Origin of the sequence: Paenibacillus sp. FSL M7-1046, assembly GCF_038007405.1 — a bacterium.
Lineage (GTDB): Bacteria > Bacillota > Bacilli > Paenibacillales > Paenibacillaceae > Paenibacillus_AQ.
Window position 1 is genome coordinate 246,788 of sequence record NZ_JBBOXB010000001.1, and the last position, 16,355, is coordinate 263,142.

A 16,355-nucleotide genomic window follows, 5' to 3' on the forward strand; every position below is an offset into this window, starting at 1 on the left:
ATCCGTCCAGCTCATCATCATTTATTTAAAATAGAGGGAGAATTCCCCCTCAAACCCTAAAACGCCTACTGGAATTCCTGGAACGGCAACAGTTCTCATTTTACAGGTTTCCTACTGATTTTGTTCACTTTTTTTGATATTGGCTAAATGTTCCTTGTAGGTCTTGCCAAATAGATGTCCCTGCGTGCCGTCTTTTTTGGTCACATAGAAATAGTACTCTGAGGCTTTCGGCGCAAGCGCAGCCTGAATCGATGCAAGGCCCGGACTTCCGATAGGGCCAGGTGGAAGACCCGGGTTCCGGTACGTATTGTACGGGCTTTCGACCTTCAGGTCCTTATTCAGCAGTCTTTCCTTCTGCTTGTCCAGCAGATACTGGACAGTTGCGTCGATCTCCAGGTTCTGGCCTTTTTTCAGCCTGTTATAAATAACACCGGCTACAAGCGGACGTTCTTCGTCCACAACTACCTCCCGCTCCACGAGAGAAGCTACGGTCAGCAGTTCATGCAGCGACAATCCGCGCTCCGCAAGCTGCGCCTGCCAGTCCGGAATACTGTCCAGCTTCTTCGTCAACTGCTCCAGCATGGCTTCAACAACCTCTTGCGGTGTACTGTCCTTGGCCAGCTCATACGTTTCCGGGAACAAATAGCCCTCAAGCCGGTGCCGTAAACTAGCGTCCTCGGGAATCTTCAGCGTATTTACCTCAGTCAGCCCCGCCCCCGAGTTCATCATTTTCAGAAACACATCGGCTGGCTGGTTCCAAGCCTCTGCAAGCTTCTCAGCTATCTGCTTCGCCGTGAACCCTTCGGGAATGGTGAACACCACCGTATCTTCCTTCACTACATCCCCGGCATTCAGCCGGGCAATCAGCTCATCATAGGTGTCCCCTGGACTTGCCGTATAGGTGCCTGCCTTGAAGCTTGACCCTTCCTTGACCCATTTCAGATATCCCCTAAAGAACATTCCGTTACGTATAATGCCGTTGTCTTCGAGCAGGCTGGCGATTTCCGCACTCCCCATGCCCTTCTCTATCGTAAACGTGACGGCTGGCCCTGCAGGCTCTACCGGCTGCATGCCATTCAAGATATACCATGCTCCTCCCCCTCCTGCCAATGCCAGCAAAAGGATAATAATGAGCACAGTGCGGATTGCGGCTTTCAAATGTGACTCCTCACTTTCCGACTATAAAGTATAAAATTGTATTGTCTTAAATTCAACATAAATTTCATGAGAACGCTGCATCAACCTTTTATGGTCGTATATCAAGCAAAAAGAGCGCGGAAAATCCCGCCCTCTTCATGCTCAACATAATGTTGCATACAGATAAAGATGCTTATTCCGTGTCCTCTGCGGGAAAAGTCAGCTCATCGTACAGCTCGGAAATATCTTCCCACTCTTCATCGTCAACGATGCTCTCCAGCTCCGGAAGACCGTCAGGCGAAACTACAATCCGCAGAATCTCCTGCTCCGCGTCTTTTCCGGAACCGGTCAGCACCGCATATGCGCGGTCACCGACTTCAAACTCGGCAATAATATCGTAAACGGAAGATTTACCCTGCTCGTCTTCCAGTTCCACTGTTTCTCCGTATACTTCTTTGAGCTTAGATGTCCATACCGCTTGTTCGGCGGAAAAATCAGTCATTCTCGGCTCCTCCGTCCAATTCGTCTACCAAAGTATTGAAAGTCTCTTCAACAATGGCCCATTCTTCGTCATTCTCGATCATGAAGAGCTGCAGGTCGTCGCCATCTTCCTCGTAACGGAACGCATACACCTCATCGCTCTCTTCATCCTCGGAATCGAGTGGAACCACCATCATATACTTTGCATCCGAACCGTCGACTTCAAACTTCATGATGACCTCAAATTCCTCTTCATTACCTTCCTCATCGGGAATATAGATAATTTCCGGTTCTTCTTCTTGGCCGATCTGCTCGTTTGTCATATCCGCGCACCCCTCACCTTTTACTGTTAGCATCCAAAAAATTTTGCAAAATCAAGGCTGCGGCCATTTTGTCCACAATCCCTTTGCGTTTCTTCCGGCTGACGTCCCCTTCAATCAGCACCCGCTCAGCGGATACTGTCGTCAGACGCTCATCCCAAAGGTGTACGGGTAATTCGAGTTGTTCCCGCAGCTGGCCGGCGAATTCTATACAGATTTCACCACGCGGTCCAACTGAGCCATTCATATTTTTCGGAAGCCCAACCACAATTTCTCCAATTTCGTGCTCTTTCACCAGTTCGCGGATCCGTTCGAACTCATTCCCGTTTCCGCGGCGCTCAATCGTCTCCAGAGCCTGGGCTGTCCATCCGAAAATATCGCTTGTGGCGACTCCGATTCTACGGTCGCCGTAATCCAGACCCAGCTTCTTCATTTCGGCTGATCCACCCGATGATTGGCAAGGTAGAAACGGACCAGTTCCTCAATCAGCTCATCACGTTCTTTCCTCCGGACCAAACTTCTCGCATTGTTATGGCGCGGAATGTAAGCCGGATCTCCGGAAAGAAGATATCCAACGATCTGATTGATCGGATGATATTCTTTCTCCACGAGCGCGTCGTATACGGCGAGCAAGATTTCCTGAGGAGAAGCTTCCTTTTCATCGCCCTTCACATTGAATTTAACCGTTTTGTCCATGGAGTCCATTTGTGACACCTTCCTTCTGCAAAATCACCCTAAAAGGGCAGCTTCGCAAAGTTGCTGCTGTACAGCTTACTTGCTGCCTTCATCATAACATATTCATGCCCCAACGAGGAAATCCTGCCACAATAATAACGCTTTTTTTGGCATTTTATCTACATTAATATAGATTTTTTTGGCTTTTAAGCTATTGCAGAATACCATGAAAGGCGAATATTCGCAAAAATTCAAAACTTTTTATTTTTTTGAATAAAGCAGCGGCACTGATATGGAGCACTCAGTACCGCTGCTTCTCTGTCTCACATGCTTTTACCTTGTTCGCAGGCAGCGTATCAGCCTAGGCTGATCTGCCTTAGTGTTAGTTGACAGCTACCTTGGGAATCCCTGTAGCCTGATGTTTATGCCAGTGCAGCTACCAGCTCTTCAGCCTTAACGAGTGCTTCGCCAAGCTTGGAGGCATCTTTACCGCCGGCTTGGGCCATATCCGGCCGGCCGCCGCCGCCGCCGCCGCATACCGCAGCAACCTCTTTGACCAGCTTGCCGGCATGGAAGCCTTTCTTCACCAGCTCCTGAGGTACTGCGACTACAAAGTTGACCTTATCGTCCATCGCTGCACCCAGCACAAGTACAGCATCAGGCAGCTTGGATTTCAGTTCATCGGCCGTGGAGCGCAGGGCATCCATATTGCCGGCTTGAACAGCAACAGCCAGCAGCTGTGTACCGCCGCCCACTGTCTTCACGCTGCTTGTCAGCTCTGCCGCAAAGGTAGCGCTCAGCTTGGATTGCAGCGACTCATTCTCACGGGAAAGCTCACGAACCTGGGCATGCAGCGCGTCAATCCGCTTCGGCACATCATTCAGGGAGGATTTCAGCAAGCCTGCCGACTGCTTCAGCAAATCAAGCTGGCTCTCCGTGAACTCATAAGCATAACGGCCGGTAACAGCTTCGATCCGGCGTACGCCGGAGCCGATGCCGCTTTCGCTGACCAGCTTAAAGATTCCAATTTGCGAGGTATTTGACACGTGACAGCCGCCGCACAGTTCAAGGCTGTAGTCACCCACCTGAACGACACGTACCACATTACCGTACTTCTCACCGAAGAGGGCCATTGCCCCCATTGCTTTGGCTTCTTCAATCGGCTTGCTCTCGATCACGACATTCAGGCCGCGCCAGATTTGAGCATTTACGCGATGCTCAATATCACTCAGCTCCTCCGGCGTAATTGCGCCGAAATGCGAGAAGTCAAAACGCAAACGTGCGCCTTCTACTAAAGATCCGGCTTGGTTCACATGGCCGCCCAATACTTCCTTGAGCGCTTTATGCAGCAAGTGGGTTGCCGTATGGTTCTTCACGATATCCCCGCGCTGCTCGCGGTTCACTTCCGCGCGGATACTCTCGCCTACCTTTAGCTCCCCGGCTTCAACAGTAACCAGATGAACATGCTGGCCATGCGGTGCTTTGAACAATCCGGTTACCTTGGCAGTGACAGAGCCTCCGGTAAGCAGGCCGGTGTCACTGACCTGTCCGCCGCTTTCAGCATAGAACGGTGTTGATTCCAAAATCACCTGGCACTCGGTACCTTCACCGGCTGTATCGGCAAGTTCACCGCCGACAACAATAGCAAGTATTTTTGACTCTGTTACGGAGTCATTATAACCAACAAATTCACTTTTAACCGTCAGCTCAGCAAGCGCGCCGCCCTGAATCTTCATGCTGGCTCCATCCTGGCGGGCAGCTCTGGCCCGGTCACGCTGTTCCTGCATCGCGGCATCAAAGCCTTCACGGTCAACAGTAAGTCCTTGCTCGGAAGCAAAATCTTCCGTAAGGTCAAACGGGAAGCCGTACGTATCATAAAGTTTGAAGGCATCTGCTCCAGCGATGGCAGCAAGACCTTCCGTCTTTGCTTTGGCGGTAAGCTCGCCAAGAATGGCCAGACCATCGGACAAGGTTTCGTGGAAACGCTCCTCTTCCGTACGGATGATTTTGGCGATATACTCCCGGTTGTCTACAATGGATGGATAGTACACACCCATAACCTCACCGACGGTTTCCGTCAGCTCATACAGGAACGGACGATCCAGACCCAGCGTCTTGCCGTAACGGACCGCACGGCGGAGCAAACGGCGGATAATATAACCGCGTCCTTCATTGGAAGGAAGCACACCGTCGCCTACTGCAAAAGTAACGGTACGGATATGGTCGGCAATCACCTTAAGCGCGATATCCTGCTCCAAGTTGTCTTTATAGGTAACTTTGGCCAGCTTCGCCGTCTTCTGGATTACCGGCTGGAACAGATCCGTGTCGAAGTTGGAATCGACATCCTGCAGGATGGAAGCCAGACGCTCCAGACCCGCTCCGGTATCGATATTCTTATTCGGAAGCGGTGTATAGCTGCCGTCCTTGTTATGGTTGAACTGTGAGAACACCAGGTTCCACACTTCGAGCCAACGCTCATTTTCTCCGCCCGGATACATTTCCGGATCACTCATGTCATTGCCGTAAGCTTCACCGCGGTCGTAGAAGATCTCTGAGCAAGGTCCACATGGGCCTTCGCCGATATCCCAGAAGTTCTCATCTCCCAGCTTAATGATGCGTTCTGCAGGCAGTCCTACCTTTTCATTCCACAGCTTGAAGGCTTCTTCATCCTCGGCGTACACCGTCACGGAAATGCGCTCCGGATCAAAGCCGATCCATTCCTTGCCGGTCAGGAACTCCCAAGCCCAGGTGATCGCTTCTTCTTTAAAGTAGTCGCCGATGGAGAAGTTCCCCAGCATTTCAAAGAACGTGTGGTGGCGGCGCGTCTTGCCCACATTCTCAATATCATTGGTGCGGATACATTTCTGCGAGTTGGCCAGGCGGGGATTCTCAGGAATCTCCCGGCCATCGAAGTAAGCCTTCAGCGGCGCCATACCCGCGTTAATCCACAGTAACGAAGGGTCATTATGGGGCACCAGCGATGCGCTGGGCTCGATTTTGTGGCCTTTACTCTCAAAAAACTGCAGCCATTTGGAACGGATTTCACTTGCTTTCATCATGTACAGCTCCCGTCTTATCATTAATTCGGCACTTCTGCCGGAATGCACAAAAACGCCCCTGAATGAATTCAGGGACGATTATTATCGCGGTACCACCCTGGTTATCGCCCTGCCCATATGCATGGGACAACTGCTGGCGATCGCCTTGTCGCGGCTGTTAACGGGCGCCCCCGGCGGGATTGTCCCCGCACTCCGAAATCAGCTTTCTGCCGGCCTGTCTTCCGGATTCTCGCAGCCATTACGAATCTATTCGTAACGGAATCCGTTCTCTGAGGGAGCCATGCTCCGGCGTACTTCATTTCATCAACGTTTTATCCGATTTGCATTTTAACATTTCAAGTATAGCCAGTGCCCCTAAATCTGTCAATCTCGGAGGGCAAACGGCTGATGGAAACTTCCCAGTCTATATTGTATAATCGCTCACTTTGCACAACCAAACCATGTGAACCGAATCCGGTCCCCAATAATCCTTAACCACCTTATACGGCTTGCCAAATTTCTGCAGCCATTTTGCCTGCGCACGTTGGTAGCCACTGTCCAGGCAAAACTGCCCAATCCCTTGCTTTCCTAGATATGCCATCAATTCCTTAATCAGCCTCGAGCCTACACCGAGACCCTGATAGCTTGGCAAAACGTATAAGCTTCCTAGCTCTCCCACATCATCAAGTTGATTTCCGGTGCATGAGCGAATATCCTCGTCGCAGGGTGCAAATGAAATCGTGCCGACAACCGTCCCATCTATTTTAGCAACAAGGAAGTATATAGTCGTATTCGCGGGGTTCAGAAAGGCATCAACCATTTGTTTTTTATTGTCAACTTCATGTTGAATGTCCTCCTGCAAATGCCCTAGTCCCTCCTTATCGAAGGCATCTGAAATTGAAGATTTAAAAAGCTCAGATACAAGTCGTCTATCGCCTTGAGTGAGCGTATGTATGGTTAACTGATTAGTCCTAGCCATTGTAAAAATCACCTCTATATTAAAATAACACTTCTATGTTATACAAATGCCCAAATTAACCCACTCCATATATTTCTCTAATATATAGATTCGATGTAATATTTACCCATTTGGTCGAGGACGTAACTACGGTGAATATTTGGACTTCCGGCCGCTGTAGTCGTAAGAATTTCTTGATTGTACCCGCTATATGCGGTGGAAATCCGGTAACAAAGGCGGTCGCTATCGCTCCTACAGTTCCAAATTTCCCCTCCGCTAACAAAGAAAGCAACCTTTCGCGCCCATAGTAAAATAGCACTACACTTGAAGTATTGCTGTTGGTGTCAATGGTTCCTATTCTCTCTTCCATGCTTAAAGGCAGTAATTATGTATGTAGAGCCATCCTCAGATGGCTCATAGGAAACGATATAACGATCAATACGAATATAGTAAGTGTCTTTATAAGTTTTTGACGGAAACAACTTTCCTGACCGAATCACCTTTTCTTCAATCCGCATGAATAGCTTTAATTTATACTCTGCTGTTTCCTGTGGTGAGAAGTGGATGCTTTCGATCTTGGAAAAGCTCTGTGCCGCACTTTTAGTCCAGACTACCTGCATTATAGTTCTCCGTTTCTTATCATATCGATCATTTGCTTAGAAGAAATTATTGAACCATGCATAATATCCCGTTTGGACTCTCGGATCATTTCTGCAATTTCAGGATCAGCATCAAGCTCAGCAATTTGCGCAGCCGAAAGAGCATCTGAGTTGTCCTGAGACTGGATTAATTCAAACACTTCATATTCTGTGTCATTGATTACAATTACAGGCTTCTGACGGTCATTCATAAAAGAACGATACACTTTACCGCTCTTATCCTTTAATTCCAGATACATGTTCTTCAACTCCTTTGTTCAATATTATACCCTGAATTCAGATACACGGATACAACGTCATGATATAGCATAAGACTGATAATCCCAATGTAGTACATGTAGTAATCATGTAGTAACGCCGATAATACTGAATAACACATCTTAGTTCTCAGCAGCAATATAAGCTTATTTCCACTCTGGTTAACACTATATAAGACCCCATAACACACCAAAAGACCCCCGCCCCATGCTTCGGGAGCAAGAGGCCGCAGGTTCAAATCCTGTCGTCTCGACCATACATAAATCCTAAAGTGGACCGTCCCATAAGTGGGTTTTTCGAGAAATGAGACAGTCCTGTTATTAAAAAGAGACCATAAAAAGATAACAGACCAGCGATTCTCCCGTTACTGGAGAATCCCTGGTCTGTCTTTTGGGTCATTGGCTGCTTGCTTTAACAAATTATGGGTGGGGAAACTACCCGACTTCATGTTTTAGTTCATAGTTCATTGGACGCTTGAGCCCTCGTATTCTAGCAACTACGTTATGGATTAATCCCAATGCCCGTTATTGAGCTTGCCCAAGCAGCCTGAAGATAACTGTTGCTGCTTGAGCTCTTGTGGCCTGGCTGTCCGGCGCAAACTTGCCGTCCGGCATTCCGCCAATCACTCCGCTCTTGCGCATGTCTTCCACGGCATCAGCCGCGTAGGATGACACTTGATCAAGATCAGAAAATGACACATGGGCAGCATTGTTACTGGTATTAGCATTGACGCCGGCATTCGCCCCACCGCTCAACGAAACGTTTGCAAGCTGTGCCAGACGATGCAGCATGACGGCCATTTCCTCACGAGTAATCTCCTCATTCAGACCGAAGGTGCCGTCCGGCTTCCCCTTAACAATGCCCAGCTTCTGGGCGCTGGCAACCGCTCCGGCATACCAGGCACCCTGCTTCACATCTGTAAATGTGCTTACGACTGACTCATCAACCAGGTCGAACGCATTCATCAGGATCTTGATGAACTCCGCACGGGTGACGTTGCCTGAGGGGTTAAAGTTATCCGCATTTGTTCCTTGGATAGCTCCTCTGGCCGCGAGTGCTTCGATGCTGTCCACTGCCCAGGCTGCAGTTGCAATATCCTTAAATGAAACATTCGAGTAGCGTGTTGCGTAACTTCCGCTCCGGTTGAGATTGAATTCCAGGGTCCCGGCAGCGGTGTTGTATTTGCCGCTCTTCATAACTTCCAGCTCGCGCTTATCATTGAGATAATAGGCCACTACCCTGTTCGGTTTCTCACCCGGCTTCAACGTGTACGGCAGCGCGACCTTGACGCCCTTCGCCTTCAGTACGGAGGCCGGAACAGCAGTCCCGTCAACACTCAGTCCGAAATCGCTGAGCACATTCACTCCCAGCAGCGCGCTTGCCTGCAGCGGTAAGCCTACCGGATCTATAGCGCTGACAGAAATCTCCAGCTTATTACTCTTTCCGTCGGCATAGACTTTCAGGAAACTCTCATTCAATAGAATGTCCGCCGCTCCAGTCTCAATCTTGACCGTGCGCACACCTTGTACCGCCATGAGCGCTTGCAATGGAAGCTCAACTGACAGCTGCTTCACGCCTGCCGCCGCTTTAACGGATACTGTCAACCTGCCGTCTGTTATTCCCTTGGCTGCAGCCTCAATATTCCCGGCTGTCAGCACTGCCTTGACCGTTCCGTCAGCTCCGGCCACCGGATGCAGCACAATGCTGCCTATGCTTACGGCAGCAGGTGCTGCAGTCGGCGCCGCGCTTGGCGAAGGCTTCGGCGTCGGGACATGCGTCTCGGACCCGGACGCCGGAATTCCCGGCGTAGGTGTCGGTGTCGCCGAAGGCAGCGGCGTTGCTGATGGTGTTACCGCCGGAAGCCGCTGCAGACCGGCAACCGCCGCCGCAAGCCTGCTTAACGCGGCGTCGATTCCCGCCTGGTCAGCCGTTCCGCTCTCCAGCAGCGCAGCCGCAGCGGCTACAGCCTTCTGGAGCGCCGTCCAGCTGTCCGGTGTGTACAGCCCCTGTTCCAGCTCCAGCACTTCCTTCAGCTTCGCTTCCAGGCCGGTCGTGATCACCGGCGGAGTTACGAAAGCCAACGTCAGTGTATACGTCCGGCTCGTTGTTTTGTCCGCAGCCGTTACGGTCACCTTGTACCCGGTCTGGAGCTCCGTTGCAACGGTTATGCCGTCACTTCCATATACGGCAAAGGTTACGCCTGCCGGAACTTGCAGCCCTTCCTTCAATTCTGTCAGTGTAGTCGTCTCCGGCACGATGATTTCTTTCGCTACCTGATCGACAACTCCACCGGGAATCGTGATTCCGCTGATCAGTGCATTGCGGCCTTCCACCGGCTGCAGCGCCTCAAAGGCCGCTTTTAAAGCTGTATAAGCAGCATTAATGTCACCTTCGGTCGAAGCCCCGTTCTCGTACACAGCTTGAGCCGTTGCCAATGCGGCATGAAGCGTCTCCCACTGCCCCGGCGTAGCGGTATAGTTCTCTTCATTCACCGCCGGATCTGCGGCCGTATCAATAGCAGTCTTCAATCTTGTCTTGTCATACTTCACAAATATACGGCAGCTTGCTGATAGCTCTGTTCCGGCAACCTTGCCGGAAATCATGAAGTCTGTAGCAATCGTAAGCTTGTTAAGCGGAATATCCTCCCACTGCACATCTGCCATGCCCTTATTCCCATTCGCATAAGTTACCAGTACTTTGGACGGCAGTGCAGGAACAACCCCTATCGTCGTATTTACGGTAACCTGCTCTATGCTTACAATTTTGCCGAATGTGCCCGGATCGGGTGTTTCTCCCTCCGGCTTGGCCGAGATCGCGCGCCATTCCTTGACTCCCGTGAAAACACTAGCAGATTGTTTTACCAGCGTCAGCCGCAGCTTATCCGTTTCCACCTTATCAAAGGTTACATCGTTAAACTTGTCCTTCTCCTTGCCCTTCTCACTCAGGTTGGTGACAGGTACAAATTTACCGGCTGCCTCATCCCAATAGTCAAGGCTGTAATCAGCTGGCACCTGCACGCCTCCGCCGTCATCGAAGAAATATATCGAGCTGCCGGAGAGGCTTACCTTCTGCTTCCAGGTATATTGCAGCCATTGATTGTCCCCTGAGCCGCCCCAGTTGCCGTACTGTGTTTCTATTGTATTATCACCTAAACCAGTAGAGAAAAGCGGAATATATCCGTCGTTAACCGCATACACCGACTCCCAGGCCGAGGTGTATGAAGCGCTCGGCACAGCCAGCAGCGCCGCATTTCTGTAGCCGAGAGTACTAATGGCTATACGCAATTGGTCTGTAGTAGCCTTTACTTCATCCAGAGTGTAGTTGCCTTTGCTCAGTAATGTTTTAGCCGTATTCAATGCGGTCTGCAGTTGCTGCCAGGATTCCGGTGTGAAGTCGCCGGAATTCCGGACAATTTTCCCTTGCGCCGAATCCCGTTCTGCGAATTTCGCAACCATATCGGCCAGTTCAGCCGTTGCTATGAACACGGACACAGGAACTTCTACGACCGTTTGCTTGTCTCCATCGCTGACGGTCAACTGATACTTATATTCACCTACAGTCTTGAAGGTGGCTTTCAAAACAGCCTGATCGAGCGCACCCTCTTCGACCTCGCCATCACCGGATATTTTCGCCCATTGATAGGTCAGCTTGCCGCCAGGCAGACCGTCATCGTAAATTTGGGGAACCACAGCCAGAAGCTCATCCTGCTGCACTCTTACCGGGGTATCTACCGTTACCTTCGGTGCCTGATTCACTGCTGGCGTGACCGTCAGACCGTTATTGTAGATTTGAATTTCTTTGATCCCTGTTGCGAGTTCGAGTGCATGGGTCACACTGACACGAATCGCTGTCGTATTAACCTTCTCGAACTCCACATTGTTATAGTTGGAGGCCACAACATCCGGGTATCGGAATTGCCCTTTCACCGGCTTCCAGGTTATGCCGTCCGCCTCCAGATACTCGACACCGAACGTCTGCGGTGTACCGTAGCCATCCAGGAGACGGTTATTGTAGAAATAGACCTTCACATTGTCTACGGGCTTGGTGGCGTCAAAATTAAACGTGACCGTATCGGCAGGATTCGGCGAACCGCCGAACAGAGCCGTGTTGAACGTGTGGTCAATGGAAGCTATCGTCGAGCCGTCCGCCAAGCTTTTAATGCTTGAACCGCTCTCGATATACGTCGATTCGATCGTCGTTCCGGCAGCAGCGGCCAGATTCTCGCCACCATTGACAATATCAACGCCCGCCTTGTTGAACATATCCACCGTTTTTGCATTCGTTGCCAGTGAAGTATCATCAGCCTTGGCTAGAGGGGTAGCGCTGCCTTTTTCAAACAACACTTCCGTCTTAGAATTGTCACCAACCGCTCCGGCAACATCACCCTTAGGCATTTCCACCTTGCCAGTCGCTGTATCATAAATAATATGTGACATTTCATTCGTGGTCATTACAAGCTCACCGTTAATGAACAGCGAGAAGCCGGACGGAATGTCTTGATAAGGCAATTTTTTGTCCCCGGTATATACCTTAGGGTCCTGCCAGACGATCGACAGATCCGCATCATGATACCGCACATTGTCTACCGCAAAATGGTCATATTCGACATTGATCGGCCACAGCTCGATCTTGTCGTCCGTTCTCGGCTGAAGACCTGCCATATCCTCCAGTACGGTGTAATTCATCATGCCCAGCGTATCGTGGTGAATCCAAGCCCGCACCATTTTGCCGCTCGGGTTCGGAGGATTATCCTTTGTCCACGGCGTTCCGAAGAAATAGTCCTCCAGCCAGAAGAATTCATTGGAATCAAGGTGATCCGTATTGCCCGTCTCCACCGTATGCAGCCATGCACCCCAGTCGAACAACGTCTTGTAAGTATCACTGTTAATATTGTCCACAGGGTAATGGCGCAAGGAAGCACGGACAGTATTAATGTAGTTGCCGAAGTTGCACCAGGCGAACTGGTCGGTGCCGAAGGCATCCGTCTTGCCATTCTTGAAATCCTCCACCCGTTTCATAATGCTGTTCTGATCCGCTGTGAAGAACGGAAAGATCGGATAATATTCAGGATCAGCGTAATCTGTCAGCTGGGTCAAATATTTAGCCTGAAAGCCCTCCTGTCCTTCTGTCGGCACAACGCCGAAGTTGAAGACAAACATGTTGTTGTCGCGCCACGGGTTGAACACATCCTCTTTACCGACAACCTTTTTATGCAAAAAGCTGCCTTCGCCGTTTGTATCCGCTTTGCCGTCTCCGTCAAAATCCTTACCGTCAAACCACATATCGTTCAAAATTGTACTCTGAATCTTCCCGGCAGTTTCATTCATCCGGGTCTCATTCGCCGTATCCCCCAGCTGTTTATACATTTGTGCTGTGGCCACTGCATTGCCATAAGTAGTCGCAGAGCCGTCCAGGCGGGCATTGTTGCCGTTGCCGTTCCAGTGCATGGAGACGGTGTCACCGTCATTTCCAGTCATCGGGCCGTGGTTATAATAGACGAGATTCGGATCATTGCCCTTGAAATGAGCCAGTGTGCCGGTCACGTCATTGGCTGAGAAATCAGCGAATTTCTTCAGGATTTCCGAACCGCCACCATAGATTTTGTACGCTTCCCAGCCTACCTGCGAGCTGTTCTGCATCATATCCCAGGTCCAGATGTTGGGCCGTCCGGGGTTGTTCTTGTAATTCTTATTCTCGGAATATTCGCCCTGCGCCAGCCAGGTCCCATAGGCATAGGACGGATCGCGGAGCCATTTCAGATCCTGCAGCGCCCACGGCACACTGACTGTGATACCGTTGTTGTAGCCAAGCACACCCTCCATATTCATCGGGAACTGCCAGTCATTGCCGGGAATGTTGGCATCCAGGATATTAAAGCGGTTACACCACCAACGGTAATAGAGCACTTTTTTCACATTTTCATCAGGGACATCAATATATGGGATATTATCCGCCCACCACTCGTTGTACTCCTTCACCTGGGTGGAAAAGGCCTCATTGTTGCCGGCCGCAGACTTGAACTCCTCATACTGCGTCTTGGAGCCGGGAATTTCATCCGCGAGCCAGCCCATAACCACCTTCTGGTCAAGCGTCCCGCCCGCAGGAACGGTAATCTCTCTGACCAGCTCATTCCCGGCAGGAGTAAGTCCGGTTCCGCTAAGATGAACATCCACATATGACATCGCTTTCACAACTTTTTGGCCGGACTTCCCGATCATCAGCGGAGCCGCTACCCGGTCACCGATCAACTCATCCCCTTCTGCCCTGGATACAAACGGAGATTTGACCTTCAGTGTCAACTGGATGTCGCTTGCCGTGGGATTCTTGAATTCCAGCAGTGTTACTGCACTGTTATCATTCGTAATAAATTTGCGCTGGTTAATCTCCAGTTCCCCGCTACGGTAGGTTTGGTTCTCGTGGCTGGGATAATTTTTCCGGGCAGACTGATCCTCCGTAACCTCTCCCGTCGAAAGAGAGAGCGTATACATAACATCCTGGTTCAACGTATCCGCGTAGTACACACTCCCGGCAAAACCCAGCTTCGAGTTGTCCTGTGTCTTCATGTACAGGGCGCTGCCCCGGCTGAACAATGTATTGGCGCTGGCATCATCATTCCCATTATCATCAGGAATCACGCCTTCGTTCACGAGCAATGAATCCAGCCAGGGCAGATCGGCGTTATCTTGCTTAAAGGCATCAAAGTCAAAATCCTCAATCGTCTGCATCATTTCCCCGACGGTAGCTTTGCTGAAATCAATTCCTTCCGGGGTAGTGATGTTACCCACTTTCCACTCCGGTTTCCCGTAATCGGTTCCTACACCCTTATGATCGAAATCTGTCGTATAATTCGCCGATGCCGGGACGATCCCGCCATTTAGGACTACGGCAGCGCAAAGCGCTGCCACACAAGCCTTCCCTGACCGCTTAGTCTTTCTCATAACTTGTTGTCTCCTCCTTTTTATCCCTTGATTCCTGTCAACGCAATACCTTCCACAAAATATTTGTTGCCAATCAGGAAGAACACCAGGCAGGGAGCCGTAACGATCAGAGCGAGCGCCATAACCTGTTCATAGTTCGGAATGCGCATTCCGTTCACAATATACAAACCCATTGGCAGTGTGTAATCCGCTTCTGTCTTCAAATAAATCATCGTATAGAAAAATTCATTCCAGCAGTTGATGAAGCTGAACAGGGCCACAACAATCATGGCCGGACGAATGAGCGGCAGCATGATGCGGGAGTAAATGCGGAAATAACCCGCACCATCAATCTTAGCCGCTTCACTGAGTTCAAGCGGAATGGTCGTGAAAAATTGCCGGAGCAAAAAGACAAAGTATGCATTGCCGCCTGCGCAGAAAAATGCGGGAATAATAAGTGCTGGCTTGCCGGCCAGTCCCAGGGAGGTATACAGGGAATATTGCGGCAGCAGGGTTACAGCGCTTGGCAGCATCATGGTGCTGATTACGAGCACGAACCACATCCCGCGCAGCGGGAACCGCAGCTTGGCAAAAGCATAACCCGCGAAACTCGTGGTCAGCACTGTTCCGATTACATAAGGCACCACAATTGAGACGGAGTTCCAGAGCTGCCGCAGAAACTGGATGCGCTCAAGCCCCAGCCGGAAATTATCAAAGCCCGGCTCACTGGGGATAAATACTGGCGGGCGCGCCAGAATCTCTGAATGGTTAACGAATGCGCCGCGCAGCAGCCAATAAAGCGGAAAAGCGAATACCAAAGCGAGCAGGCAGGAGAGTAGGATGAGTATGACGTTCACCGCTTTTGTTTTGTTCTTTGCTCTCTTAAGACTTGAATATTTTACAGTCGCAGATACAGCCATTATCTCACCCTCTTTCTTTTGCCCATCGAATCATCCTTCTTGAGCGCGCCCTGGAAATAGAACAAAATAACCGTAATGACCAATGTGATCAGGAAGACGACCCAAGCCTCGGCAGACGCCAGCCCGCGCATCCCCACCTGCACAAAGGAATGATCATAAATCATAACGTTGATGAAATAAGTCATCCGGTCCGGTGCACCGTTTCTGGACAACACCACACTTTGGGTGTAAATCTGGATAGAGGTCATCATGCACATAATCAATTGGAAAAAGAGTACTGGCTTGATCGTCGGGTAGGTGACCTTCTGGAACTTGTGCCAGGCATTGCCCCCGTCCATCTCGATCGCCTCCAGCAGTTCACCGGGAACATCCTGCAAGGTAGCAATGAAGACAACAATCGTGCCCCCGCATGTCCACAAGCTCATAATAAACAACGTCTCGAAGATCCGCACAGGGTCTGTCAGGAAGTCTAAAGGTGCTATGCCCAGCTGCAGCAGCAGCCAGTTGACCAAACCGCCCTTGGCCTGATTCTGCAGCAGCATCTGCCAGACAATCGTGGTCGCCAGCATCGGAATGACCGAGGGCAGGAAGAAGACCGCCCGCAGCATATTTCTGCCTAGAAACTTGCGGTTCAGCAAGAGCGCGACCAGCAGACAGAAGGCAATAACAAGCGCTACGTTGATAAAAGCGTAAATCAGGGTGACCGTGATCGATTTTTTGAACTCGGAGCTTGGATTGCTGAAAATATATCTGAAGTTGTCCAGCCCGATCCATTCCATCACCTGCCCGCCGCTCATCACCGTGATTTTGTGAAAGCTGTAGAACAAGCTGGCCAACATCGGATACAGGGTCAGTACCAAAAAGCCGATAATCGCGGGTGCTGCAAATAAATATCCGGCGACCGCTTCCTTGGTGGCGCCTTTGGCAGGCTTTTTAACATAGTTGGTTGCCGTACCGGTCTTGCTCTCTGGATTCATAGCCATAGCCCTCTCT

At 50.5% G+C, this 16,355-nt stretch carries 13 protein-coding genes; 1 reads left to right on the plus strand and 12 read right to left on the minus strand.

Features of this window, described 5'->3' with window-relative positions; all coding sequences use genetic code 11:
• Positions 1-111: 111 nt before the first annotated feature.
• The 6 genes from mltG to alaS form a co-directional block, all read right to left on the minus strand.
• Positions 112-1,158, minus strand: coding sequence for an endolytic transglycosylase MltG (gene mltG / locus NYE29_RS00925; protein ID WP_340893898.1), 1,047 nt, complete (start codon positions 1,156-1,158; stop codon positions 112-114).
• A 172-nt stretch (positions 1,159-1,330) separates the two neighbouring features.
• Positions 1,331-1,639 carry a DUF1292 domain-containing protein gene (locus NYE29_RS00930; RefSeq protein WP_038588108.1) on the minus strand — a complete coding sequence of 103 codons (309 nt, stop codon included), beginning with the start codon at positions 1,637-1,639 and terminating at the stop codon, positions 1,331-1,333.
• Positions 1,632-1,940 (minus strand): DUF1292 domain-containing protein, encoded by a 309-nt coding sequence (locus tag NYE29_RS00935; RefSeq protein ID WP_038588104.1) that lies wholly within the window; start codon positions 1,938-1,940, stop codon positions 1,632-1,634. The genes NYE29_RS00930 and NYE29_RS00935 overlap by 8 nt, the downstream gene beginning before the upstream one ends.
• A gap of 13 nt (positions 1,941-1,953) precedes the next feature.
• A complete protein-coding gene (gene ruvX, locus NYE29_RS00940) occupies positions 1,954-2,370 on the minus strand; it encodes a Holliday junction resolvase RuvX (RefSeq protein ID WP_038588101.1) in 417 nt (138 codons plus the stop codon).
• Complete coding sequence (locus tag NYE29_RS00945; protein ID WP_036696603.1) at positions 2,367-2,642, minus strand: IreB family regulatory phosphoprotein; 276 nt, start codon at positions 2,640-2,642, stop codon at positions 2,367-2,369. The genes ruvX and NYE29_RS00945 overlap by 4 nt, the downstream gene beginning before the upstream one ends.
• Before the next feature lie 392 nt (positions 2,643-3,034).
• On the minus strand, positions 3,035-5,668 hold the full coding sequence (gene alaS / locus NYE29_RS00950) for an alanine--tRNA ligase (RefSeq protein ID WP_340893900.1): 2,634 nt from the start codon (positions 5,666-5,668) through the stop codon (positions 3,035-3,037).
• A 1-nt stretch (position 5,669) separates the two neighbouring features.
• Here alaS and NYE29_RS00955 point away from each other — a divergent pair, with 1 nt between their 5' ends.
• Positions 5,670-5,927, plus strand: a complete 258-nt coding sequence (locus NYE29_RS00955) for a hypothetical protein (RefSeq protein ID WP_076114242.1) — start codon at positions 5,670-5,672, stop codon at positions 5,925-5,927.
• A gap of 147 nt (positions 5,928-6,074) precedes the next feature.
• Here the strand turns inward: NYE29_RS00955 and NYE29_RS00960 are convergent, their stop codons facing one another.
• The 6 genes from NYE29_RS00960 to NYE29_RS00980 all read right to left on the minus strand — a co-directional run bounded on the left by NYE29_RS00960 (position 6,075) and on the right by NYE29_RS00980 (position 16,339).
• The gene (locus NYE29_RS00960; protein ID WP_083675942.1) at positions 6,075-6,629 is read right to left on the minus strand and encodes a GNAT family N-acetyltransferase; all 555 of its coding nucleotides are present in this window, start codon (positions 6,627-6,629) and stop codon (positions 6,075-6,077) included.
• Between the two features lie 323 nt (positions 6,630-6,952).
• Positions 6,953-7,228 (minus strand): type II toxin-antitoxin system RelE/ParE family toxin, encoded by a 276-nt coding sequence (locus NYE29_RS34480; protein WP_445322144.1) that lies wholly within the window; start codon positions 7,226-7,228, stop codon positions 6,953-6,955.
• Positions 7,228-7,506 carry a hypothetical protein gene (locus NYE29_RS00965; protein WP_076114244.1) on the minus strand — a complete coding sequence of 93 codons (279 nt, stop codon included), beginning with the start codon at positions 7,504-7,506 and terminating at the stop codon, positions 7,228-7,230. Before NYE29_RS00965 ends, NYE29_RS34480 begins: the two co-directional genes overlap by 1 nt.
• Positions 7,507-8,049: 543 nt before the next feature.
• Entirely contained in the window at positions 8,050-14,463 is a 6,414-nt protein-coding gene (locus tag NYE29_RS00970) for an S-layer homology domain-containing protein (RefSeq protein WP_340893903.1), read from the minus strand.
• 20 nt (positions 14,464-14,483) lie between these two features.
• Positions 14,484-15,362, minus strand: a complete 879-nt coding sequence (locus tag NYE29_RS00975) for a carbohydrate ABC transporter permease (RefSeq protein ID WP_052091927.1) — start codon at positions 15,360-15,362, stop codon at positions 14,484-14,486.
• Positions 15,362-16,339 (minus strand): carbohydrate ABC transporter permease, encoded by a 978-nt coding sequence (locus NYE29_RS00980; RefSeq protein WP_076113583.1) that lies wholly within the window; start codon positions 16,337-16,339, stop codon positions 15,362-15,364. The genes NYE29_RS00975 and NYE29_RS00980 overlap by 1 nt, the downstream gene beginning before the upstream one ends.
• Positions 16,340-16,355 lie beyond the last annotated feature (16 nt).

Excerpts from the sequence above, each read along its gene's own strand:
- NYE29_RS00980 (WP_076113583.1), bottom strand. The coding sequence starts at position 16,339 with ATGAATCCAGAGAGCAAGACCGGTACGGCAACCAACTATGTTAAAAAG.
- NYE29_RS00945 (WP_036696603.1), bottom strand. The coding sequence starts at position 2,642 with ATGGACTCCATGGACAAAACGGTTAAATTCAATGTGAAGGGCGATGAA.
- NYE29_RS00965 (WP_076114244.1), bottom strand. The coding sequence starts at position 7,506 with ATGTATCTGGAATTAAAGGATAAGAGCGGTAAAGTGTATCGTTCTTTT.
- alaS (WP_340893900.1), bottom strand. The coding sequence starts at position 5,668 with ATGAAAGCAAGTGAAATCCGTTCCAAATGGCTGCAGTTTTTTGAGAGT.
- ruvX (WP_038588101.1), bottom strand. The coding sequence starts at position 2,370 with ATGAAGAAGCTGGGTCTGGATTACGGCGACCGTAGAATCGGAGTCGCC.
- NYE29_RS34480 (WP_445322144.1), bottom strand. The coding sequence starts at position 7,228 with ATGCAGGTAGTCTGGACTAAAAGTGCGGCACAGAGCTTTTCCAAGATC.
- NYE29_RS00970 (WP_340893903.1), bottom strand. The coding sequence starts at position 14,463 with ATGAGAAAGACTAAGCGGTCAGGGAAGGCTTGTGTGGCAGCGCTTTGC.
- NYE29_RS00935 (WP_038588104.1), bottom strand. The coding sequence starts at position 1,940 with ATGACAAACGAGCAGATCGGCCAAGAAGAAGAACCGGAAATTATCTAT.
- NYE29_RS00930 (WP_038588108.1), bottom strand. The coding sequence starts at position 1,639 with ATGACTGATTTTTCCGCCGAACAAGCGGTATGGACATCTAAGCTCAAA.
- NYE29_RS00975 (WP_052091927.1), bottom strand. The coding sequence starts at position 15,362 with ATGGCTGTATCTGCGACTGTAAAATATTCAAGTCTTAAGAGAGCAAAG.
- NYE29_RS00960 (WP_083675942.1), bottom strand. The coding sequence starts at position 6,629 with ATGGCTAGGACTAATCAGTTAACCATACATACGCTCACTCAAGGCGAT.
- NYE29_RS00955 (WP_076114242.1), top strand. The coding sequence starts at position 5,670 with ATGTACAGCTCCCGTCTTATCATTAATTCGGCACTTCTGCCGGAATGC.